30 protein-coding genes are annotated in these 17,764 nt (G+C 65.7%); all 30 read left to right on the top strand.

Features of this window, described 5'->3' with window-relative positions:
- Nucleotides 1-576 (top strand): EF-Tu/IF-2/RF-3 family GTPase (locus FHW73_RS08485; protein WP_255492850.1); only part of this gene is annotated, 576 nt, incomplete at its 5' end.
- 444 nt (nucleotides 577-1,020) lie between these two features.
- Nucleotides 1,021-1,332, top strand: coding sequence for a 30S ribosomal protein S10 (gene rpsJ / locus FHW73_RS08480; RefSeq protein WP_047137645.1), 312 nt, complete (start codon nucleotides 1,021-1,023; stop codon nucleotides 1,330-1,332).
- An 11-nt stretch (nucleotides 1,333-1,343) separates the two neighbouring features.
- Complete coding sequence (gene rplC / locus FHW73_RS08475) at nucleotides 1,344-1,997, top strand: 50S ribosomal protein L3 (RefSeq protein ID WP_183426254.1); 654 nt, start codon at nucleotides 1,344-1,346, stop codon at nucleotides 1,995-1,997.
- An 11-nt stretch (nucleotides 1,998-2,008) separates the two neighbouring features.
- A complete protein-coding gene (gene rplD, locus FHW73_RS08470) occupies nucleotides 2,009-2,614 on the top strand; it encodes a 50S ribosomal protein L4 (protein WP_183426253.1) in 606 nt (201 codons plus the stop codon).
- Entirely contained in the window at nucleotides 2,611-2,910 is a 300-nt protein-coding gene (gene rplW / locus FHW73_RS08465) for a 50S ribosomal protein L23 (RefSeq protein WP_183426252.1), read from the top strand. The genes rplD and rplW overlap by 4 nt, the downstream gene beginning before the upstream one ends.
- 10 nt (nucleotides 2,911-2,920) lie before the next feature.
- Nucleotides 2,921-3,748 (top strand): 50S ribosomal protein L2, encoded by an 828-nt coding sequence (gene rplB / locus FHW73_RS08460; RefSeq protein ID WP_047137641.1) that lies wholly within the window; start codon nucleotides 2,921-2,923, stop codon nucleotides 3,746-3,748.
- Between the two features lie 6 nt (nucleotides 3,749-3,754).
- Complete coding sequence (gene rpsS / locus FHW73_RS08455) at nucleotides 3,755-4,027, top strand: 30S ribosomal protein S19 (RefSeq protein WP_047137640.1); 273 nt, start codon at nucleotides 3,755-3,757, stop codon at nucleotides 4,025-4,027.
- Nucleotides 4,028-4,037: 10 nt separating this feature from the next.
- Nucleotides 4,038-4,430, top strand: a complete 393-nt coding sequence (gene rplV / locus FHW73_RS08450) for a 50S ribosomal protein L22 (protein WP_047137639.1) — start codon at nucleotides 4,038-4,040, stop codon at nucleotides 4,428-4,430.
- Nucleotides 4,431-5,168, top strand: a complete 738-nt coding sequence (gene rpsC / locus FHW73_RS08445) for a 30S ribosomal protein S3 (RefSeq protein ID WP_047137638.1) — start codon at nucleotides 4,431-4,433, stop codon at nucleotides 5,166-5,168. It abuts the gene before it with no gap.
- Between the two features lie 2 nt (nucleotides 5,169-5,170).
- Nucleotides 5,171-5,584: a 50S ribosomal protein L16 gene (gene rplP, locus FHW73_RS08440; RefSeq protein ID WP_183426251.1), complete on the top strand. Its 414-nt coding sequence runs from the start codon at nucleotides 5,171-5,173 to the stop codon at nucleotides 5,582-5,584.
- Nucleotides 5,584-5,772 carry a 50S ribosomal protein L29 gene (gene rpmC, locus FHW73_RS08435; protein ID WP_047137636.1) on the top strand — a complete coding sequence of 63 codons (189 nt, stop codon included), beginning with the start codon at nucleotides 5,584-5,586 and terminating at the stop codon, nucleotides 5,770-5,772. Before rplP ends, rpmC begins: the two co-directional genes overlap by 1 nt.
- A 10-nt stretch (nucleotides 5,773-5,782) precedes the next feature.
- On the top strand, nucleotides 5,783-6,043 hold the full coding sequence (gene rpsQ / locus FHW73_RS08430) for a 30S ribosomal protein S17 (protein ID WP_047137635.1): 261 nt from the start codon (nucleotides 5,783-5,785) through the stop codon (nucleotides 6,041-6,043).
- A 13-nt stretch (nucleotides 6,044-6,056) separates the two neighbouring features.
- Nucleotides 6,057-6,425, top strand: a complete 369-nt coding sequence (gene rplN / locus FHW73_RS08425; RefSeq protein WP_047137634.1) for a 50S ribosomal protein L14 — start codon at nucleotides 6,057-6,059, stop codon at nucleotides 6,423-6,425.
- Between the two features lie 15 nt (nucleotides 6,426-6,440).
- Complete coding sequence (rplX, locus tag FHW73_RS08420; RefSeq protein ID WP_047137633.1) at nucleotides 6,441-6,758, top strand: 50S ribosomal protein L24; 318 nt, start codon at nucleotides 6,441-6,443, stop codon at nucleotides 6,756-6,758.
- Nucleotides 6,759-6,769: 11 nt separating this feature from the next.
- Nucleotides 6,770-7,312, top strand: a complete 543-nt coding sequence (rplE, locus tag FHW73_RS08415) for a 50S ribosomal protein L5 (protein ID WP_047137632.1) — start codon at nucleotides 6,770-6,772, stop codon at nucleotides 7,310-7,312.
- Nucleotides 7,313-7,321: 9 nt separating this feature from the next.
- Nucleotides 7,322-7,627: a 30S ribosomal protein S14 gene (gene rpsN / locus FHW73_RS08410; RefSeq protein WP_183426250.1), complete on the top strand. Its 306-nt coding sequence runs from the start codon at nucleotides 7,322-7,324 to the stop codon at nucleotides 7,625-7,627.
- A 144-nt stretch (nucleotides 7,628-7,771) separates the two neighbouring features.
- Nucleotides 7,772-8,167, top strand: coding sequence for a 30S ribosomal protein S8 (gene rpsH, locus FHW73_RS08405; protein WP_183426249.1), 396 nt, complete (start codon nucleotides 7,772-7,774; stop codon nucleotides 8,165-8,167).
- Nucleotides 8,168-8,182: 15 nt separating this feature from the next.
- Nucleotides 8,183-8,710: a 50S ribosomal protein L6 gene (rplF, locus tag FHW73_RS08400; RefSeq protein WP_183426248.1), complete on the top strand. Its 528-nt coding sequence runs from the start codon at nucleotides 8,183-8,185 to the stop codon at nucleotides 8,708-8,710.
- Nucleotides 8,711-8,844: 134 nt separating this feature from the next.
- Nucleotides 8,845-9,201 (top strand): 50S ribosomal protein L18, encoded by a 357-nt coding sequence (rplR, locus tag FHW73_RS08395; RefSeq protein WP_183426247.1) that lies wholly within the window; start codon nucleotides 8,845-8,847, stop codon nucleotides 9,199-9,201.
- 165 nt (nucleotides 9,202-9,366) lie between these two features.
- A complete protein-coding gene (gene rpsE / locus FHW73_RS08390; RefSeq protein WP_183426246.1) occupies nucleotides 9,367-9,906 on the top strand; it encodes a 30S ribosomal protein S5 in 540 nt (179 codons plus the stop codon).
- Nucleotides 9,899-10,096, top strand: coding sequence for a 50S ribosomal protein L30 (gene rpmD / locus FHW73_RS08385; RefSeq protein WP_047137627.1), 198 nt, complete (start codon nucleotides 9,899-9,901; stop codon nucleotides 10,094-10,096). The genes rpsE and rpmD overlap by 8 nt, the downstream gene beginning before the upstream one ends.
- Nucleotides 10,097-10,100: 4 nt before the next feature.
- Nucleotides 10,101-10,535: a 50S ribosomal protein L15 gene (gene rplO / locus FHW73_RS08380; RefSeq protein WP_183426245.1), complete on the top strand. Its 435-nt coding sequence runs from the start codon at nucleotides 10,101-10,103 to the stop codon at nucleotides 10,533-10,535.
- 6 nt (nucleotides 10,536-10,541) lie between these two features.
- Entirely contained in the window at nucleotides 10,542-11,891 is a 1,350-nt protein-coding gene (gene secY, locus FHW73_RS08375; protein ID WP_183426244.1) for a preprotein translocase subunit SecY, read from the top strand.
- A 478-nt stretch (nucleotides 11,892-12,369) separates the two neighbouring features.
- The gene (rpsM, locus tag FHW73_RS08370; RefSeq protein WP_183426243.1) at nucleotides 12,370-12,726 is read left to right on the top strand and encodes a 30S ribosomal protein S13; all 357 of its coding nucleotides are present in this window, start codon (nucleotides 12,370-12,372) and stop codon (nucleotides 12,724-12,726) included.
- A 12-nt stretch (nucleotides 12,727-12,738) separates the two neighbouring features.
- The gene (rpsK, locus tag FHW73_RS08365) at nucleotides 12,739-13,131 is read left to right on the top strand and encodes a 30S ribosomal protein S11 (RefSeq protein ID WP_047137623.1); all 393 of its coding nucleotides are present in this window, start codon (nucleotides 12,739-12,741) and stop codon (nucleotides 13,129-13,131) included.
- Nucleotides 13,132-13,146: 15 nt separating this feature from the next.
- Nucleotides 13,147-13,779 carry a 30S ribosomal protein S4 gene (rpsD, locus tag FHW73_RS08360; RefSeq protein WP_183426242.1) on the top strand — a complete coding sequence of 211 codons (633 nt, stop codon included), beginning with the start codon at nucleotides 13,147-13,149 and terminating at the stop codon, nucleotides 13,777-13,779.
- Nucleotides 13,780-13,834: 55 nt separating this feature from the next.
- Nucleotides 13,835-14,833, top strand: coding sequence for a DNA-directed RNA polymerase subunit alpha (rpoA, locus tag FHW73_RS08355; protein WP_047137621.1), 999 nt, complete (start codon nucleotides 13,835-13,837; stop codon nucleotides 14,831-14,833).
- A gap of 187 nt (nucleotides 14,834-15,020) precedes the next feature.
- Complete coding sequence (gene rplQ, locus FHW73_RS08350; protein ID WP_183426241.1) at nucleotides 15,021-15,398, top strand: 50S ribosomal protein L17; 378 nt, start codon at nucleotides 15,021-15,023, stop codon at nucleotides 15,396-15,398.
- 174 nt (nucleotides 15,399-15,572) lie between these two features.
- Nucleotides 15,573-16,097, top strand: coding sequence for a disulfide bond formation protein B (locus FHW73_RS08345; protein WP_183426240.1), 525 nt, complete (start codon nucleotides 15,573-15,575; stop codon nucleotides 16,095-16,097).
- A 48-nt stretch (nucleotides 16,098-16,145) separates the two neighbouring features.
- Nucleotides 16,146-17,540, top strand: a complete 1,395-nt coding sequence (locus FHW73_RS08340; RefSeq protein WP_183426239.1) for a 3-deoxy-7-phosphoheptulonate synthase class II — start codon at nucleotides 16,146-16,148, stop codon at nucleotides 17,538-17,540.
- Nucleotides 17,541-17,764 lie beyond the last annotated feature (224 nt).

Below are 17,764 nucleotides of genomic sequence, written 5' to 3'. Positions count from 1 at the left end.
GAGCGCGACATCGACAAGGCGTTCCTGATGCCGGTCGAGGACGTGTTCTCGATCTCGGGTCGCGGCACGGTGGTCACGGGCCGTATCGAGCGCGGCATCATCAAGGTCGGCGACGAAATCGAAATCGTCGGTATCCGTCCGGTGCAGAAGACGACCGTCACGGGCGTGGAAATGTTCCGCAAGCTGCTCGACCAGGGTCAGGCGGGCGACAACGCCGGTCTGCTGCTGCGCGGCACCAAGCGTGACGACGTCGAGCGCGGCCAGGTGCTGGCCAAGCCGGGTTCGATCAAGCCGCACACCGACTTCGAGGCCGAGGTCTACGTGCTGTCGAAGGATGAGGGTGGCCGTCACACGCCGTTCTTCAAGGGCTACCGTCCGCAGTTCTACTTCCGCACCACCGACATCACCGGTGCGGTCGAGCTGCCGGAAGGCACCGAGATGGTGATGCCGGGCGACAACGTGAAGATGGTGGTCACGCTGATCAACCCGGTGGCGATGGACGAAGGTCTGCGCTTCGCGATCCGCGAAGGCGGCCGGACCGTCGGCGCCGGCGTGGTGGCCAAGATCCTCAAGTAAGCGCAAGGCCCGCGCGCTCACGCGTGTCGGGCAGCGGCACGAGCGAGCGGACCGGCCCTGCCGGTCCGTTCGCTTTTCCGCAGGGCAGGGCTTGCGCCGGCCCAGCGGGACCCGCTAGAATGCAAGACCCTCGCGGGTTGGTCGATTCAAGGCCGCCCGCGAAATCGCGAAATGAGGTGCAGGATGCCCTCGTCTTCGCCAGACACGGAAATGTCGCGAGGCTGCGCTCCACCCGTTCCGAAGGTCTTCGGAGCACGATGGGATGGAGCGGGTCATTGCGTCTGCAATTCCAGGTCTGGGCGGATCGGGCAACCGGTCTGCCTTTCGTTTTTCCAGGGAAAGGCCCCGGGGCGCGGGTGAATGCTCCGGCCAGCCACGATTTCACAGGGGTTCCGCGCACCCAGCCGCGGGCCCGTCGCTCTTTTAACGAAGGATATTTCCGTCATGACGGACCAAAAGATCCGGATCCGCCTCAAGGCGTTCGATCATCGTCTGATCGACCGTTCGGCCAGCGAGATCGTCGAAACCGCCAAGCGGACGGGCGCCCAAGTGCGCGGCCCCATCCCGCTGCCGACCAAGATCGAGCGTTACACCATCCTGACGTCGCCGCACGTCGACAAGGATGCGCGTGACCAGTACGAGACCCGCACGCACAAGCGCGTGCTCGACATCGTCGACCCCAACGACAAGACCGTGGACGCGCTGATGAAGCTCGAGCTCGCGGCTGGCGTCGACGTCCAGATCAAGCTGACCTGAGGGCCGCCACCATGACCGCGAAGATTCATTCGTTGGGCATCGTCGGCCGCAAGGCCGGCATGAGCCGCGTGTTCACCGAAGACGGCAAGTCCGTGCCGGTGACGCTGATCGAAGCTACCCCCAACCGTATCACCCAGGTGAAGACCCCCGAGACCGACGGCTACAGCGCCGTGCAGGTCACCGCCGGCAGCAAGCGTGCCGTGCTGGTCAACAAGCCCGAAACCGGTCACCTCGCCAAGGCGAAGGTCGAAGCCGGCCGCGGCCTGTGGGAACTGCGCGTGGCCGACGACAAGATCGCCGACTTCAGCGTCGGCGGCGAGATCCGCGCCGACATCTTCGAAGTGGGCCAGCTCGTTGACGTCCAGGGCGTCACCAAGGGCAAGGGCTTCCAGGGCACGATCAAGCGCTGGAACTTCAAGATGGGCGACGCCACGCACGGCAACTCGCTGTCGCACCGCCAGCCCGGTTCGCTGGGCCAGCGCCAGACGCCGGGCCGCGTGTTCCCGGGCAAGAAGATGTCCGGCCACATGGGCGCCGATCAGCAGACCACGCAGCGCCTGCAGATCGTCAAGGTCGACGCCGAGCGCGGCCTGATCGCGGTCAAGGGCGCCGTGCCGGGCGCGCCGGGCGGCGACGTGATCGTGCGTCCGTCGAGCAAGGCATAAGGAGTAGCACGATGGAACTCGCAATCAACAACAGCAGCAACAAGCTGTCGGTCTCCGACGCCGTGTTCGGCCGCGATTTCAGCGAGGATCTGGTTCACCAGGTCGTCGTCGCCTATCGCAATGCCGGCCGCGCCGGCACCAAGGCCCAGAAGACCCGTTCGGAAGTCAACGGCACGACCAAGAAGTCGAAGAAGCAGAAGGGTGGCGGTGCACGTCACGGCGCCCTGACCGCTCCGATCTTCGTCGGTGGTGGCGTGACCTTCGCGGCCAAGCCGCGCAGCTTCGAGCAGAAGGTCAACCGCAAGATGTACCGCGCGGCGATGTCGGCGATCCTGTCCGAACTCAACCGCCAGGGCCGTCTGACGATCGTCGAGGCGTTCGACCTGACCGAGACCAAGACCAGCGGCATGGTCGCCAAGCTCAAGGAATTCGATCTGGGCAAGCGCCCGCTGATCGTGACCGAGGACGCGTCCGAGCACCTGTACCTGTCGGCACGCAACCTGCCGTACGTCGAGATCCGCGACGTGCAGGGCCTGGATCCGGTCGCGCTGGTCGGCGCCGATTCCGTGCTGATCACCACCGATGCGGTGAAGAAGATCGAGGAGTGGCTGGCATGAACGACGCCAAGCTCTATGAAGTGATCCGTGCGCCGCGCGTGTCCGAGAAGACCGCGCGCCTGCAGGAACTGTCCAACCAGTACGCGTTCGAAGTGTCGACGGTCGCCACCAAGGCCGACATCAAGGCCGCGGTCGAGAAGCTGTTCGACGTCAAGGTCGAGGCGGTCAACGTCGTCAACGTGAAGGGCAAGAACAAGTCCTTCCGTCAGCGTCAGGGCAGCCGCGGCGACTGGCGCAAGGCCTACGTGAAGCTGGCCGACGGCCAGTCGATCGACGTCATGAACGCGAAGGTCTGAGGAAGCCCCGATGCCATTGATGAAATTCAAGCCCACGTCCGCCGGTCGCCGCTCCGCGGTCCGCGTCGTGCACCCCGAGCTGCACAAGGGTGCGCCGCACGCCGCGCTGGTCGAGAAGAAGAGCAAGTCGGGTGGTCGCAACCACCACGGCCGGATCACCACGCGCCACATTGGCGGCGGTCACAAGCAGCACTACCGCATCGTCGACTTCAAGCGCGACAAGGAAGGCATTCCGGCGCGCGTGGAGCGTATCGAGTACGACCCCAACCGCACCGCGCACATCGCGCTGCTGGTGTACGTCGACGGTGAGCGCCGCTACATCATCGCCCCCAAGGGCCTGAAGGCCGGCGACCAGGTGATCGCGGGTTCCGATGCGCCGATCAAGACCGGCAACACGCTGCCGCTGCGCAACATCCCGGTCGGCTCGACGATCCACTGCATCGAGATGAAGCCGGGCAAGGGCGCGCAGATCGCGCGTGCCGCCGGCGCCGCCGTCCAACTGATCGCGCGCGAAGGTGTCTACGCCACCGTGCGTCTGCGTTCGGGCGAAGTGCGTCGCGTGCCGTCGGAGTGCCGCGCCACGATCGGCGAGGTCAGCAACGACGAGCACAGCCTCGAGAAGCTCGGCAAGGCCGGCGCCAAGCGCTGGCGCGGCGTCAAGCCCACCGTCCGCGGTGCGGCGATGAACCCGGTCGACCATCCGCACGGCGGTGGTGAGGCCCGCGCCGGACAAGGCAACCCGCACCCGGTCACCCCGTGGGGCGTGCCGACCAAGGGTTACAAGACCCGCCATAACAAGCGGACGCAGCAGTTCATCGTGCGCGACCGTAGGAGCTGATAGACCATGGCACGTTCACTCAAGAAGGGTCCGTTCGTCGACCACCACCTCATCAAGAAGGTCGAGGCCGCCGGCACCAACACCAAGAAGCCGATCAAGACCTGGTCGCGCCGCTCGATGGTCCTGCCGGAAATGGTCGGCTTCACGATCGCCATCCACAACGGCAAGAACCACATTCCGGTGCTCGTCAACGAGAACATGGTTGGCCACAAGCTCGGCGAGTTCGCCCTGACCCGGACGTTCAAGGGTCACGGCGGCGACAAGAAGTCGGGCAGGTAAGGAGCGCACAATGGACAAGGCAACGAAAGCCCGCCTCGAAGAGCAGAAGCGCGCTCGCACCGAGGTCAACAAGCGCACCGCGATCCTGCGGACCGCGCGCATCTCGCCCCAGAAGGCCCGTCTGGTCGCCGACCAGGTCCGCGGTCTGCCGGTCGAGCGCGCCGTCGGCCTGCTGAAGTTCTCGGACAAGAAGGCCGCGCACCTGATCAAGAAGGTCGTCGAATCGGCCATCGCCAACGCCGAGAACAACGCTGGCGCCGATGTCGACGAGCTGAAGATCGCCACCATCACGGTCGACGAAGGTCCGACGCTGAAGCGCTTCATGGCGCGCGCCAAGGGACGCGGTACCCGCATCCTCAAGCGCACCAGCCACATCACCGTCGTCGTGGGAGAGGGCAAGTAAATGGGTCATAAAGTTCATCCCACCGGTATCCGCCTGGGCATCGCCAAGGACTGGAACTCCAAGTGGTACGCCGGCAAGAAGGAATACGCCGAGTACCTGGCTGCCGACCTGAAGGTCCGCGAGATGCTGCGCAAGCGCCTGGCGCAGGCCGGCATCAGCAAGATCCTGATCGAGCGTCCGGCCAAGACCGCGCGCGTGACGATCCACACCGCCCGCCCGGGCGTGGTGATCGGCAAGCGCGGCGAGGACATCGAGAAGCTGCGTAAGGACGTGAGCCAGATGATGGGCGTTCCGGCGCACATCAACGTGACCGAGGTCCGCAAGCCGGAGCTCGACGCGCAGCTGGTCGCCGAGTCGATCGCCCAGCAGCTCGAGCGTCGCATCATGTTCCGCCGTGCGATGAAGCGTGCGGTCGGCAATGCGATGCGTCTGGGCGCGCTGGGCATCAAGGTCAACGTCGCCGGTCGCCTCAACGGCGCCGAGATCGCACGTTCGGAGTGGTACCGCGAAGGTCGCGTGCCGCTGCACACGCTGCGCGCCGACGTCGATTACGGCTTCGCCGAGGCCAAGACGACCTACGGGATCATCGGTATCAAGACCTGGATCTACAAGGGCGAGATCTTCGATTTCTCCCAGGTCGGCCAGGAGAAGCAGGACGACACGCCGCGCGGCGAGCGTGGTGACCGCGGAGACCGCGAGCGCCGTGGTCCGCGTCGTGAACGCGAGGCGAGGGACTAATCATGCTGCAACCCAAGCGAACCAAATACCGCAAGATGCACAAGGGCCGTAACGAAGGCCTGTCGTGGAGCGGCAACGCTGTCAGCTTCGGCGAGTACGGCCTGCGGGCGACCGCGACCGGCCAGCTGACCGCGCGTCAGATCGAAGCCGGTCGCCGGACCATCAGCCGTCACGTCAAGCGCGGCGGCAAGATGTGGATCCGCGTGTTCCCGGACAAGCCGATCACCAAGAAGCCGATCGAAGTCCGAATGGGCTCGGGCAAGGGCGGCGTGGAGTACTGGGTCGCCCAGATCCAGCCCGGCCGCATGATCTACGAGATCGAGGGCGTCGAGGAGACGGTGGCACGCGAAGCGTTCCGCCTGGCTGCCGCCAAGCTTTCGGTCACCACCCAATTCGTGACCCGGACGGTGCGCTGATGGCTACGACCAAGGAACTCCGCGAGAAGTCGGCAGAAGAACTGCAGTCGCATCTGCTCGAGCTGCACAAGGAGCGTTTCTCGCTCCGCATGCAGAAGGCGACCGGTCAGCTGACCAAGACGCACGAAGCCCGTCGGGTGCGCCGCGAGATTGCGCGCGTCAACACCCTGATCGGCCAGAAGAAGTAAGGACCCGACCATGAATACCGAGAAGAAGCAGCGCACGGTCCAGGGCCGCGTGGTCAGCAACAAGATGGACAAGACCGTCACGGTGCTGGTCGAGCGTCAGGTCAAGCACGCCCTGTACGGCAAGTACATCAAGCGTTCGACCAAGCTCCACGCCCACGACGCCGAGAACGCCTGCCAGGAAGGCGATCTGGTGAAGGTCGTCGAGATCGCGCCGATGTCCAAGACCAAGAACTGGCGTGTGACGGAAATCGTCGCGCGCGCGGCCGAATAACGAGGAGCTCGAAATGATCCAGATGCAGAGCCACCTCGACGTGGCCGACAACAGCGGTGCCAAGGAAGTGATGTGCATCAAGGTGCTCGGCGGCTCCAAGCGCCGCTACGCCGCGATCGGCGACATCATCAAGGTGTCCGTGAAGGAAGCGATTCCGCGCGGCAAGGTCAAGAAGGGCGAGGTCTATGACGCCGTCGTGGTGCGTACCCGCAAGGGTGTGCGCCGTCCCGACGGTTCGCTGATCCGCTTCGATGGCAACGCCGCGGTGTTGCTCAACAACAAGCAGGAGCCGATCGGCACCCGCATCTTCGGGCCCGTGACCCGTGAGCTTCGTTCCGAGAAGTTCATGAAGATCGTGTCGCTCGCTCCCGAAGTGCTCTGAGCGGAGAGAACGAACATGGCCAATCGAATCAAGAAGGGCGACCACGTCATCGTGATCGCCGGCAAGGACAAGGGCAAGCGCGGTGATGTGGTGCGCGTGGTCGGCGACAAGGTCGTCGTCTCCAACGTCAACCTCGTCAAGCGCCACACCAAGCCCAATCCGCAAGCCGGCCAGGCCGGTGGCGTGATCGAGCGCGAAGCTCCGATCCACGCTTCGAACGTGATGCCGTTCAACCCTGCCACTGGCAAGGGCGAGCGCATCGGAACCAAGAAGCTCGAGGATGGACGCACGCTGCGCGTGTTCCGCTCGAGCGGTGAGGCGCTCGACGCCTGAGGATGCCCAAAATGACGACCCGTCTGGAACAGTTCTACAAGGATGAAGTGGTGCCGAAGCTCATGGAGCAGTTCGGCTACGACAACATCATGCAGGTCCCGCGCCTGACCAAGATCACGCTCAACATGGGCGTGGGCGAGGCAGCCGCGAACAAGAAGATCCTCGAGAACGCCACCGCCGACATGGCCAAGATCAGCGGCCAGAAGCCGCTGGTGACCAAGTCGCGCGTGTCGGTCGCCTCGTTCAAGATCCGCGACGGCTGGCCGATCGGCTGCAAGGTCACGCTGCGCCGCAACCGGATGTACGAGTTCCTCGACCGTCTGGTGAACGTCTCGCTGCCGCGCGTGCGCGACTTCCGTGGCGTGTCGGGCCGTTCGTTCGACGGCCGCGGCAACTACAACATGGGCGTGAAGGAGCAGATCATCTTCCCGGAAATCGACTTCGACCAGGTCGACGCGATCCGCGGCATGGATATCGCCATCACCACCACCGCACGCACCAACGAAGAAGCCAAGGCACTGCTCGAAGCCTTCCGCTTCCCGTTCCGCAACTGAGGAAAGCACATGGCAAAGACGTCCATGGTCAACCGCGAGGTCAAGCGGACCAAGCTGGCCAAGCAGCACGCCGAGAAGCGTGCGGCGCTGAAGAAGATCATCAGCAGCCAGACCGCGAGCTACGAGGACAAGATCGAGGCCGCGACCAAGCTGCAGAAGCTGCCGCGCGACTCGTCGCCCTCGCGTCAGGTCAACCGTTGCGCCCTCACGGGCCGCCCGCGTGGCGTGTACAGCAAGTTCGGCCTGGGCCGCAACAAGCTGCGCGAAGCCACGATGCGCGGCGACGTGCCGGGTCTGCGCAAGGCCAGCTGGTAATCGAGCGGGCGGGGTACGGGTCTGGCGTTCCGGCGCCGGGCCTGTACAATACCGCCCCTCACGCTGTACCCCGGCCGGGCCACCGGTCGGTTCAAAACTAGAATTCGCGAAAGCGGATATCGGTGCACTCAGAAGGTAATCATCATGAGCATGACTGATCCCATCGCCGACATGCTGGTCCGCATCAAGAATGCGGCAGCGGTCGGCAAGCAGACGGTGAAGATGCCGTCCTCCAAGATCAAGGTCGCCATTGCCACCGTCCTCAAGGACGAGGGGTACATCGGCGATTTCCGCGTGACCGAGAACGGCGCCAAGGCCGAGCTCGAGATCGTCCTCAAGTATTACGAAGGCCGCCCGGTGATCGAGCGCCTGCAGCGCTTCTCGCGTTCGGGCCTGCGTCAGTACCGCGGCAAGGATGCGCTGCCCAAGGTCCTCAACGGGCTTGGCATCGCCATCATCTCCACGTCGAAGGGCATCATGACCGATGCGCAGGCGCGCCAGCAGGGCGTCGGCGGTGAAGTCCTGTGCTTCGTGGCCTAAGGGAGTAAGCGCACAATGTCCCGCGTCGCCAAGAAGCCCATCGCCCTGCCCAAGGGCGTCGAACTCAACATCCAGCCCGAGCTGGTCAGCGTCAAGGGCCCGAAGGGCACTCTGTCGCTCGCCAAGCCGGCGTCCATCGAGGTCAAGGTCGAAGACGGCACTGCGCTGCTGTCGGCCGCCGACCCGTCGCAGATCGCCCTGACCGGCACCCTGCGCGCGATCGTCGCCAACATGGTCCACGGCGTGTCGGAAGGTTTCGAGCGCAAGCTCGAGCTCGTCGGCGTCGGTTACCGTGCCGCAGTGCAGGGCAAGGACCTGAACCTCTCGCTCGGGTTCTCGCACCCGGTCGTGTTCCAGGCGCCCGAAGGCATCACCCTCAGCACCCCCACCCAGACCGAGATCCTGGTCCAGGGCGCGGACAAGCAGATGGTTGGCCAGGTCGCCGCGAAGATCCGCGGATTCCGTCCGCCGGAGCCCTACAAGGGCAAGGGCGTGAAGTACTCCGACGAAACCATCATCCGTAAGGAAGCCAAGAAGGCGTAAAGGCCGGGAATCGGGATGGGGAAATCCGGATGCATGCGAGCCACCGTCAGGTGCGCGCCTGCCCCGCCGCGGTTTCCCGGTCCTCACCCCCGACTTCTGTGTCCAGGCCGATCCGCTTCCACGAGGTCACCATCATGAGCATCAAGAACACCGCCCGCCTGCGTCGCGCCAAGTCGACCCGTGCGCGCATCCGCGAACTGGGCGTGCCGCGCCTGTCGGTGCTGCGCACCGGTCAGCACATCTACGCCCAGCTGTTCAACTCGGACGGTTCGAAGGTCCTGGCTTCGGCCAGCACCACCCAGAGCGACGTCCGCGAAGGTCTGAAGAACGGCAAGAACGCCGATGCCGCAGCCAAGGTTGGCCGCGCCATCGCCGAGAAGGCCAAGGCCGCGGGCATCGAGCGCGTTGCGTTCGACCGTTCGGGCTACCGCTACCACGGTCGCATCAAGGCGCTGGCCGACGCTGCGCGCGAAGGCGGCCTGCAGTTCTGATTCACGCTGTCGGCGTCGCGCGCGAGCGCGGCGTCGCCTGACGCGCCGGCACGCGATGTGTCGGACGCCCGCGGCCTTCTGCGCCGCGTCCGCGTTCCACCGCACCAGACCACAACTCCAAGCGGCCTGAAGCCGTACATCATTTCTCCACTACAGGCATCCAAGATGGCAAACGAAAGGGAAAACCGCGGGCGCGACCGTAATCGCGACCGCGAAGAACTCGACGACGGCATGATCGAGAAGCTGATCACGGTCAACCGCGTCAGCAAGACCGTCAAGGGCGGTCGCCAGTTCACGTTCACCGCGCTGACGGTGGTCGGCGACGGCAACGGCAAGGTCGGCTTCGGTTACGGCAAGGCGCGCGAAGTGCCGGTCGCGATCCAGAAGTCGATGGAGCAGGCCCGCAAGAACCAGAAGGCCGTCGATCTCAACGGCAGCACCCTGTGGCACACGGTCAAGTCGCGCCACGGTGCGGCGAACGTGTTCATGCAGCCCGCCTCCGAGGGTACCGGCGTGATCGCCGGTGGCGCGATGCGCGCCGTGCTCGAGGCCGTCGGCGTCAAGGACGTGCTGGCCAAGGCCGTGGGTTCGCGCAACCCGATCAACCTAGTGCGCGCGACGATCCGCGGCCTGTCGGAGATGCATTCGCCGGCGCAGATCGCGGCCAAGCGCGGCAAGAAGCTGGAGGACATCACCCATGGCTAAGAACGAAGCCGCTGGCGGCACCGTCAAGGTGCGCCTGGTGAAGGGTCTGCGCGGTTCGCAGGCCAAGCACCGTCTGTCGGTCAAGGCGCTGGGCCTCAACAAGCTCAACGACGTGCGCGAACTGAAGGACAGCCCCCAGGTCCGTGGCCTGATCAACAAGGTCCACTATCTGGTCCGGGTCGAGGAGTAATCACATGAAGCTCAACACTCTCAAGCCCGCACCGGGCGCCCGCACCGAGCGCACCCGCGTCGGTCGCGGTATCGGCTCGGGCCTCGGCAAGACCGCTGGCCGCGGCCACAAGGGTTCGTTCGCGCGTTCGGGCAAGGGCAAGATCAAGGCCGGCTTCGAAGGCGGCCAGATGCCGCTGCGCAAGCGTTTGCCGAAGGTCGGCTTCCGTTCGCGCCTGAAGAACGACACCGCCGAGGTTTTCCTGTACCAGCTCGAGAAGCTCGAAGGCACGGTCGATTTCGCCGCGCTGCGCGCCGCCAAGCTGGTCCCGGCGACCGCCAAGCGCGCCAAGATCGTCAAGAACGGCGAGATCGGCAAGGCGCTGACCTTCAAGGGCCTGCTGGCCACCGCTGGCGCCCGTGCGGCGATCGAAGCGGCCGGCGGCAAGGTCGAGGAGTAATCGCCGATGTCGCGGAGCGGCAGCGCAATGGGTGGGGTTGGCGCCGGGCTCGGTAAGTTCACCGAGCTCCGCCAGCGCCTGCTGTTCGTGCTCGGGGCCCTGATCGTCTATCGCATCGGGTGCTTCATCCCGGTCCCGGGCGTCAATCCCGAGGCCATGCTGCAGCTGATGGAGCAGCAGGAAGGCACGATCGTGGACATGTTCAACATGTTCTCCGGTGGTGCGCTGTCGCGCTTCAGCCTGTTCGCGCTGAACGTGATCCCGTACATCTCCGCGTCCATCGTCATGCAGCTGCTGGTGCAGGTGGTGCCGAGCCTGAAGGCCATCCAGAAGGAAGGCGAGTCGGGCCGGCGCCGCATCACCCAGTGGTCGCGCATCGGTGCGATCCCGCTGGCAATCTTCCAGTCGGCGGGTATCGCGGTGGCGCTGCAGAGCTCGGGCGCCAACAACGGCATCCCGGTCGTCTATTCGCCGGGCATGGGCTTCGTGCTGACCGCGATCGTCGCGCTCACCGCCGGCACCATGTTCCTGGTCTGGCTGGGCGAGCAGGTCACCGAGCGCGGTATCGGCAACGGCGTGTCGCTGATCATCTTCGCGGGCATCGTTGCTGGCCTGCCGGGTGCGGTGTTCGGCACGATCGAGTCGCTGCGCAATGGCGACATGAGCCCGATTGCGGCGATCCTGCTGGTGGCGGTGGTGCTGGCGGCGACGTTCTTCGTGGTGTTCGTCGAGCGTGGCCAGCGTCGGATCACGGTCAACTACGCGCGCCGCCAGGGCGGTCGCAATGCGTACATGAACCAGACCTCGTTCCTGCCGCTCAAGCTCAACATGGCGGGCGTGATCCCGGCGATTTTCGCGTCGTCGATCATCATGTTCCCGGCGACGGTCTCGACCTGGTTCGGTGAGGCCGGATCGGCGACCTGGCTGCAGCGCCTGGCACAGGCGATGTCGCCCGGCGAGCCGCTGTACGTGCTGCTGTTCGGTGGTCTGATCGCCGGTTTCGCGTTCTTCTACACCGCGCTGGTGTTCAACTCGCAGGAAACCGCCGACAACCTGAAGAAGTCCGGCGCGCTGATCCCGGGCATCCGTCCGGGCAAGGCGACCGCAGACTACATCGATGGCGTGCTGACCCGTCTGACCGCGGTCGGCGCCGGCTATCTGGTGCTGGTCTGTCTGCTGCCGGAGTTCATGCGCGCCGAGTTCGGCAGCTCCTTCCACTTCGGCGGCACGTCGCTGCTGATCGTGGTGGTGGTGGTGATGGACTTCATCGCCCAGGTGCAGTCGCATCTGATGTCGCACCAGTACGAGAGCCTGCTCAAGAAGGCCAACCTCAAGGGCGGCTCGCGCCCCCGCTGACGGTTCGGCGTTCGGCGCCGCCCCGCAGTCCGGGGCGGTGCGTGGTACCGCCCTGCGCCGATGGCGTGCGGCGGGCGCCACTTGGTGGTATGCTGTTCTGCTGCCGCCGGTTGCCTCGTGCGCCGGCACAGAATTCTTCGCGGTCCGGGACTCTCCCCGGTATCGCACGTCTCGCCCGGCAGGGTGGGGCACGGGGTCCGGACACACGCGCCGGACACCAGGATGGGCGACTCGCGCGGCGGTCTCGGGCGCGAGTGGTACAGGGTGATCCGCACGCCAGAGTAGCGCGCGGGGCTTTCGGGGAGTCGTCCCCGGTTGCCGCCCCGGTACCGTCGCCGGAGCATGGGCACACTCCCCATGCCGGGTCGAGCCGCTTGTTCGGGGCGCGACTGCAAGCTGTCCGAGGCCTTGCTATCATTTCATGTTCCCTTTTGTCGGGATTGAACCCCCGGCAGCCCCAACAGTTGGAGATCCGCGCATGGCGCGTATTGCAGGCGTGAACCTGCCTGCCCAGAAGCATGTCTGGGTCGGGCTTCAGAGCATCTACGGCATCGGCCGTACCCGGTCGAAGAAGGTCTGCGAATCCGCGGGCGTCGAGGCCACCACCAAGATCCGCGACCTGTCGGAGCCGGAAGTCGAGCGCCTGCGCGCCGAAGTCGGCAAGTTCGTGGTCGAGGGCGACCTGCGTCGTGAGGTCGGTATCGCGATCAAGCGTCTGATGGACCTGTCGTGCTACCGCGGCCTGCGCCATCGTCGCGGCCTGCCGCTGCGCGGCCAGCGCACCCGGACCAATGCTCGTACCCGCAAGGGTCCGCGCAAGGCCATCAAGAAGTAAGGAATCCTATTCATGGCCAAGCCGTCCGCAACCAAGACCAAGAAGAAGATCAAGCGCGTCGTCACCGACGGCATCGCGCATGTCCACGCTTCGTTCAACAACACGATCGTCACGATCACCGACCGCCAGGGCAATGCGCTCTCGTGGGCGACCTCCGGCGGTGCCGGCTTCCGCGGTTCGCGCAAGTCGACCCCGTTCGCAGCCCAGGTGGCTGCCGAGAAGGCCGGCAAGGCCGCGCTCGACTACGGCGTCAAGTCGCTGGAAGTTCGCATCAAGGGCCCGGGTCCGGGTCGTGAGTCGGCCGTGCGTTCGCTCAACAACGTGGGCTACAAGATCATCAACATCATCGACGTGACGCCAATCCCGCACAACGGGTGCCGTCCGCCGAAGAAGCGTCGCGTCTAAAGGAGCGATCAAGAAATGGCTCGTTATATCGGTCCTACCTGTAAGCTCGCGCGCCGCGAAGGCGCCGACCTGTCGCTCAAGAGCCCGACGCGCGCGTTGGATTCCAAGTGCAAGCTCGAGCAGAAGCCCGGCCAGCACGGCGCCGGCAACACCCGTCGCGGCAAGCTGTCCGACTACGCCACTCAGCTGCGCGAGAAGCAGAAGGTCAAGCGTATCTACGGTCTGCTGGAGCGTCAGTTCCGCAACTACTACAAGAAGGCCTCGACCAAGAAGGGCAACACGGGTGAAAACCTGCTGCAGCTCCTCGAGACCCGCCTCGACAATGTCGTCTACCGCATGGGCTTCGCCGTCACCCGCCCGGCCGCGCGCCAGCTGGTGTCGCACCGCGGCGTCACGGTCAACGGTCAGCCGGTCAATCTGCCGTCGTACCAGGTCAAGGCCGGCGACGCGATCGCGCTGTCGGAGAAGGCCCAGAAGCAGCTCCGCGTCCAGGAGGCTCTGACCGTCTCCTCGTCGATGGACCTGTCGCCGTCGTGGGTCGAGGTCGACTCGAAGAAGTTCAGTGGTGTGTTCAAGGCAGTGCCCGATCGTGGCGACCTGCCGGCGGACATCAACGAAGCGCTGATCGTCGAGCTGTACTCGAAGTAATTCATTCAGGCCTCCGCGCCCCCCGGCGCGGACGGTCTCCAGGAGACACACAAACATGACGGCTACCGCCAACCAGGTACTGCGTCCCCGTGGCCCGCAGATCGAACGCCTTGCCGGCAACCGTGCAAAGGTCGTGATCGAGCCGCTGGAGCGCGGTTACGGGCATACGCTGGGCAACGCCCTGCGTCGCGTGCTGCTGTCGTCGATTCCGGGCTTCGCGATCACCGAAGTCGAGATCGACGGCGTGCTGCACGAGTACAGCACCATCGAGGGCCTGCAGGAGGACGTGCTCGAAGTCCTGCTGAACCTGAAGGACGTCGCGATCCGCATGGGCACCGGCGAGAGCGCGACGCTGTCGCTGTCGAAGTCGGGTCCGGGCGTGGTGACTGCTGCCGACATCAAGACCGACCACAACGTCGAGATCCTCAACGGCGAGCACGTGATCTGCCATCTGACCAAGGATGCGTCGATCAACATGCGCCTGAAGATCGAGCGCGGTTTCGGCTACCAGCCGGCCGCCGCCCGTCGTCGTCCCGACGAGGAGACCCGTGCGATCGGTCGTCTGATGCTCGATGCGTCGTTCTCGCCCGTCCGCCGCGTCGCCTATGAGGTCGAGGCCGCTCGCGTCGAGCAGCGCACCGACCTCGACAAGCTGGTCATCGATATCGAGACCAACGGTACGATCGATGCCGAGGAAGCCGTGCGCACCGCCGCCGACATCCTCACCGAGCAGTTGTCGGTGTTCGGCGACTTCACGCACCGCGACCGCGGCGCCGCCAAGCCGCAGACCCCGGGCGTCGATCCGATCCTGCTGCGCCCGATCGACGATCTGGAGCTGACGGTGCGTTCGGCCAACTGCCTCAAGGCCGAGAGCATCTACTACATCGGCGACCTGATCCAGAAGACCGAGGTCGAGCTGCTCAAGACCCCGAACCTGGGCAAGAAGTCGCTCACCGAGATCAAGGAAGTGCTCGCGCAGCGCGGCCTGGCCCTGGGCATGAAGCTCGAGAACTGGCCGCCGGCCGGCGTCTCCAGCCACGGCATGCTTGGCTGATGCAACACGTGGAAGGCGCGTCCTCGCAGGACGCGCCTTTCGCACATCGCCAGACGGGCTTCGAAGCCCGCGGCGATCGCCGGTGACGGATCACCGGTTTTTTCGGACCACCCGCAGTCCAAGCCACAACGCCAGGATGGCGACAACGATGTCCAACGACCCACCATTCCACTGAAGGATCCATCCCATGCGCCACCAGAAAGCCGGTCGCAAGTTCAACCGCACCAGCGCCCATCGCGAAGCGATGTTCCGCAACATGGCCGCCTCGCTGATCAAGAACGAACTGATCAAGACCACCCTGCCCAAGGCCAAGGAACTGCGCCGCGTCGCCGAGCCGCTGATCACGCTGGCCAAGGTCGATGGCGTCGCCAACCGCCGCCTGGCGTTCGCGCGTCTGCGCGACAAGGAAGCGGTCGGCACCCTGTTCACGACGCTGGGGCCGCGCTACCAGTCGCGTCCGGGTGGCTACCTGCGCATCCTGAAGGCGGGCTTCCGCGCCGGCGACAACGCGCCGATGGCCTATGTCGAGCTGGTCGATCGCCCGCAGGCCGACGCGGCCGAGTGATTCCGACCGGTCGGGCATCGCCCGATCCGTGTCTTCCAGAGACCCCGGCCCAGGCCGGGGTTTTCTGCGTCTGGGATGCGCTCGGGTGCCCAAGGTCGGGTGCCTTGCGCAGCAGGCCTTTGGCTTTCGCCGCTGCGGCGGGATAATCGTCGTCTCTCTTTCTGGCCCATGTCCATGAATCCACTGCGCTGGTCGTTCCGCACTCTGATGCTCGTCGGCGGTGTTGCCTGCTTTGCGCTGATCGGCTTTGCGATCTACTCGCAGTTGCAGTGGGGATTGCAGCCATGCCCCTTGTGCATCTTCCAGCGCATCGCGTTCGCGGCGCTTGGCCTGGTGTTGCTGATCGCCGGGGTGCATGCGCCCAAGGGGCAGGGCGGGCGGCGCGTCTATGGCGTGCTGGGTCTGGCCGCCGCTGCGGTCGGCATCGGCATCGCCGGGCGGCATGTCTGGCTGCAGATGCATCCGCCGGGCTTCGTGAGCTGCGGCGCGCCATTCGCCTTCATGCGCCAGACCATGGACACGCCGACCCTGATCCAGAAGGTCCTGACCGGCAGCGGCGATTGCGGCACGATCGACTGGACCTTGCTGGGCCTGTCGATGCCCGCCTGGAGCCTGCTGTGGTTCGTGTTGCTGGGTGCGGTCGCGGTGTATGCCGCGTGGCGCCCACAGCGCAACACGCGTTCGCGCAGCCGAAATTGACGCAGCGCAGCAAGCTGCGATGATGTGCGCTCGCACGAGGATGTTCCGATGCCCGCTTCCGCCGAACGCAGTCTGCGCCCTGTGACCCTGCCCGAAGACTGGACCCCCGAGAGCTGGCGCAGCCGTCCCGCCGCGCAGTTGCCGGTGTATCCCGATGCCGAGGCGCTGGGCGAAGTGCAGGCCGAGCTCCGTGCATTGCCGCCGTTGGTGACCTCCTGGGAGATCCTGAGCCTGAAGCAGCAGTTGGCCGAAGCCCAGGACGGCCAGCGCTTCGTGTTGCAGGGCGGCGATTGCGCCGAGCACTTCGGCGACTGCACGTCGGAGATCATCTCCAACCGCCTGAAGGTGCTGCTGCAGATGAGCCTGGTGCTCGTGCACGGCATGCGCCTGCCGGTGGTGCGGGTCGGCCGGTTCGCAGGCCAGTACGCCAAGCCGCGCTCGGCCGACACCGAGGTGCGCGATGGCGTCGCCTTGCCGAGTTATCGCGGCGATGTGGTCAATGCACCGGCGTTCACCGCGCAGGCGCGGACCCCGGATCCGCGCCGCATGATCAAGGCGCACGCGCGCTCGGCGATGACGATGAACTTCGTCCGCTCGTTGATCGATGGTGGTTTTGCCGATCTGCATCACCCCGAGTACTGGGGGCTGGATTGGGTGGGGCATTCGCCGCTGGCCGAGGAGTATCAGCGCATGGTCTCGGGACTCGGCGATGCGGTGCGTTTCATGGAAACCCTGGCCGGCACCCAGGTGCACACGCTCAAGCGTGTCGATTTCTACACCTCGCACGAAGCGCTGCTGCTGCCTTACGAGGAGGCACAGACGCGCCAGGTGCCGCGCCAGTGGGGCTGGTTCAATCTCAGCACGCATTTCCCTTGGATCGGCGTGCGTACCGCAGCGCTCGACGGCGCGCATGTCGAATACTTCCGCGGCCTGCGCAATCCGATCGGGGTCAAGGTCGGCCCGACCTCGACCCCCGACGAACTGCTGCGCCTGATCGAGCTGCTCAATCCCGACGACGAACCGGGCCGCCTGAGTCTGATCCATCGCATGGGCGCGACCAAGATCGCCGAGCGCCTGCCGGCGCTGCTCGAAGCGGTGAAGCGCTCCGGCCGTCGCGTGCTGTGGATCTGCGACCCGATGCACGGCAACACCGAGTCGACCCACAACGGCTTCAAGACCCGGCGCTTCGACAACATCCGCAGCGAGATCGAGCAGGCGTTCGACCTGCATGCCGCGGCCGGGACCCGCTTAGGGGGCGTGCATCTGGAGCTGACCGGCGAGGACGTCACCGAGTGCATGGGCGGCGCGCGGGCGCTGACCGAGGTCGATCTGGAGCGCGCCTACAAGAGCCAGGTCGACCCGCGGCTCAACTACGAGCAGGCGCTGGAGACGGCGATGCTGATCGTGCGCAAGCATGCGCAGGTCGGGCGCGCGGCGGGATGAGTCGCGTTGGCGGCTGCAAGTCGAGCTGGCTCCGGGCGGGCATCGGCCTGCCGGCCGGAAGCCGCTTTTCCCTCGGTCAAGGCATCCTGCCTTGACTCGGGCGCGCGCCATCCATGGCGCGCTCGGCGCGACCACCGGCCGCCAGTCCGCTGCCTCGAACTTTCAGATCGCGCCTTCGTCCGAACAAGTGCATCGCCCGCTCGATAGAAGTCGCGACCTTCAAG

The sequence above is a fragment of the Luteimonas sp. RC10 genome, assembly GCF_014192745.1.
Classification (GTDB): domain Bacteria; phylum Pseudomonadota; class Gammaproteobacteria; order Xanthomonadales; family Xanthomonadaceae; genus Luteimonas.
The sequence above is the reverse complement of the archived record's forward strand: the minus strand, read 5'-3'. Positions and strand labels throughout refer to the sequence as shown.

What these genes read in the sequence shown, in the direction of transcription:
- rplQ (WP_183426241.1), top strand. Translation starts at nt 15,021, where the DNA reads ATGCGCCACCAGAAAGCCGGTCGCAAGTTCAACCGCACCAGCGCCCAT.
- rpsM (WP_183426243.1), top strand. Translation starts at nt 12,370, where the DNA reads ATGGCGCGTATTGCAGGCGTGAACCTGCCTGCCCAGAAGCATGTCTGG.
- rplX (WP_047137633.1), top strand. Translation starts at nt 6,441, where the DNA reads ATGGCCAATCGAATCAAGAAGGGCGACCACGTCATCGTGATCGCCGGC.
- rplR (WP_183426247.1), top strand. Translation starts at nt 8,845, where the DNA reads ATGAGCATCAAGAACACCGCCCGCCTGCGTCGCGCCAAGTCGACCCGT.
- rpsC (WP_047137638.1), top strand. Translation starts at nt 4,431, where the DNA reads ATGGGTCATAAAGTTCATCCCACCGGTATCCGCCTGGGCATCGCCAAG.
- secY (WP_183426244.1), top strand. Translation starts at nt 10,542, where the DNA reads ATGTCGCGGAGCGGCAGCGCAATGGGTGGGGTTGGCGCCGGGCTCGGT.
- rplF (WP_183426248.1), top strand. Translation starts at nt 8,183, where the DNA reads ATGTCCCGCGTCGCCAAGAAGCCCATCGCCCTGCCCAAGGGCGTCGAA.
- rpoA (WP_047137621.1), top strand. Translation starts at nt 13,835, where the DNA reads ATGACGGCTACCGCCAACCAGGTACTGCGTCCCCGTGGCCCGCAGATC.
- FHW73_RS08345 (WP_183426240.1), top strand. Translation starts at nt 15,573, where the DNA reads ATGAATCCACTGCGCTGGTCGTTCCGCACTCTGATGCTCGTCGGCGGT.
- rpsD (WP_183426242.1), top strand. Translation starts at nt 13,147, where the DNA reads ATGGCTCGTTATATCGGTCCTACCTGTAAGCTCGCGCGCCGCGAAGGC.
- rpsQ (WP_047137635.1), top strand. Translation starts at nt 5,783, where the DNA reads ATGAATACCGAGAAGAAGCAGCGCACGGTCCAGGGCCGCGTGGTCAGC.
- rplB (WP_047137641.1), top strand. Translation starts at nt 2,921, where the DNA reads ATGCCATTGATGAAATTCAAGCCCACGTCCGCCGGTCGCCGCTCCGCG.
- rplO (WP_183426245.1), top strand. Translation starts at nt 10,101, where the DNA reads ATGAAGCTCAACACTCTCAAGCCCGCACCGGGCGCCCGCACCGAGCGC.
- rplE (WP_047137632.1), top strand. Translation starts at nt 6,770, where the DNA reads ATGACGACCCGTCTGGAACAGTTCTACAAGGATGAAGTGGTGCCGAAG.
- rpsH (WP_183426249.1), top strand. Translation starts at nt 7,772, where the DNA reads ATGAGCATGACTGATCCCATCGCCGACATGCTGGTCCGCATCAAGAAT.
- rplN (WP_047137634.1), top strand. Translation starts at nt 6,057, where the DNA reads ATGATCCAGATGCAGAGCCACCTCGACGTGGCCGACAACAGCGGTGCC.
- rpsN (WP_183426250.1), top strand. Translation starts at nt 7,322, where the DNA reads ATGGCAAAGACGTCCATGGTCAACCGCGAGGTCAAGCGGACCAAGCTG.
- rpsE (WP_183426246.1), top strand. Translation starts at nt 9,367, where the DNA reads ATGGCAAACGAAAGGGAAAACCGCGGGCGCGACCGTAATCGCGACCGC.
- FHW73_RS08340 (WP_183426239.1), top strand. Translation starts at nt 16,146, where the DNA reads ATGCCCGCTTCCGCCGAACGCAGTCTGCGCCCTGTGACCCTGCCCGAA.
- rpmD (WP_047137627.1), top strand. Translation starts at nt 9,899, where the DNA reads ATGGCTAAGAACGAAGCCGCTGGCGGCACCGTCAAGGTGCGCCTGGTG.
- rpmC (WP_047137636.1), top strand. Translation starts at nt 5,584, where the DNA reads ATGGCTACGACCAAGGAACTCCGCGAGAAGTCGGCAGAAGAACTGCAG.
- rplW (WP_183426252.1), top strand. Translation starts at nt 2,611, where the DNA reads ATGAACGACGCCAAGCTCTATGAAGTGATCCGTGCGCCGCGCGTGTCC.
- rplV (WP_047137639.1), top strand. Translation starts at nt 4,038, where the DNA reads ATGGACAAGGCAACGAAAGCCCGCCTCGAAGAGCAGAAGCGCGCTCGC.
- rplD (WP_183426253.1), top strand. Translation starts at nt 2,009, where the DNA reads ATGGAACTCGCAATCAACAACAGCAGCAACAAGCTGTCGGTCTCCGAC.
- rpsK (WP_047137623.1), top strand. Translation starts at nt 12,739, where the DNA reads ATGGCCAAGCCGTCCGCAACCAAGACCAAGAAGAAGATCAAGCGCGTC.
- rplP (WP_183426251.1), top strand. Translation starts at nt 5,171, where the DNA reads ATGCTGCAACCCAAGCGAACCAAATACCGCAAGATGCACAAGGGCCGT.
- rplC (WP_183426254.1), top strand. Translation starts at nt 1,344, where the DNA reads ATGACCGCGAAGATTCATTCGTTGGGCATCGTCGGCCGCAAGGCCGGC.
- rpsS (WP_047137640.1), top strand. Translation starts at nt 3,755, where the DNA reads ATGGCACGTTCACTCAAGAAGGGTCCGTTCGTCGACCACCACCTCATC.
- rpsJ (WP_047137645.1), top strand. Translation starts at nt 1,021, where the DNA reads ATGACGGACCAAAAGATCCGGATCCGCCTCAAGGCGTTCGATCATCGT.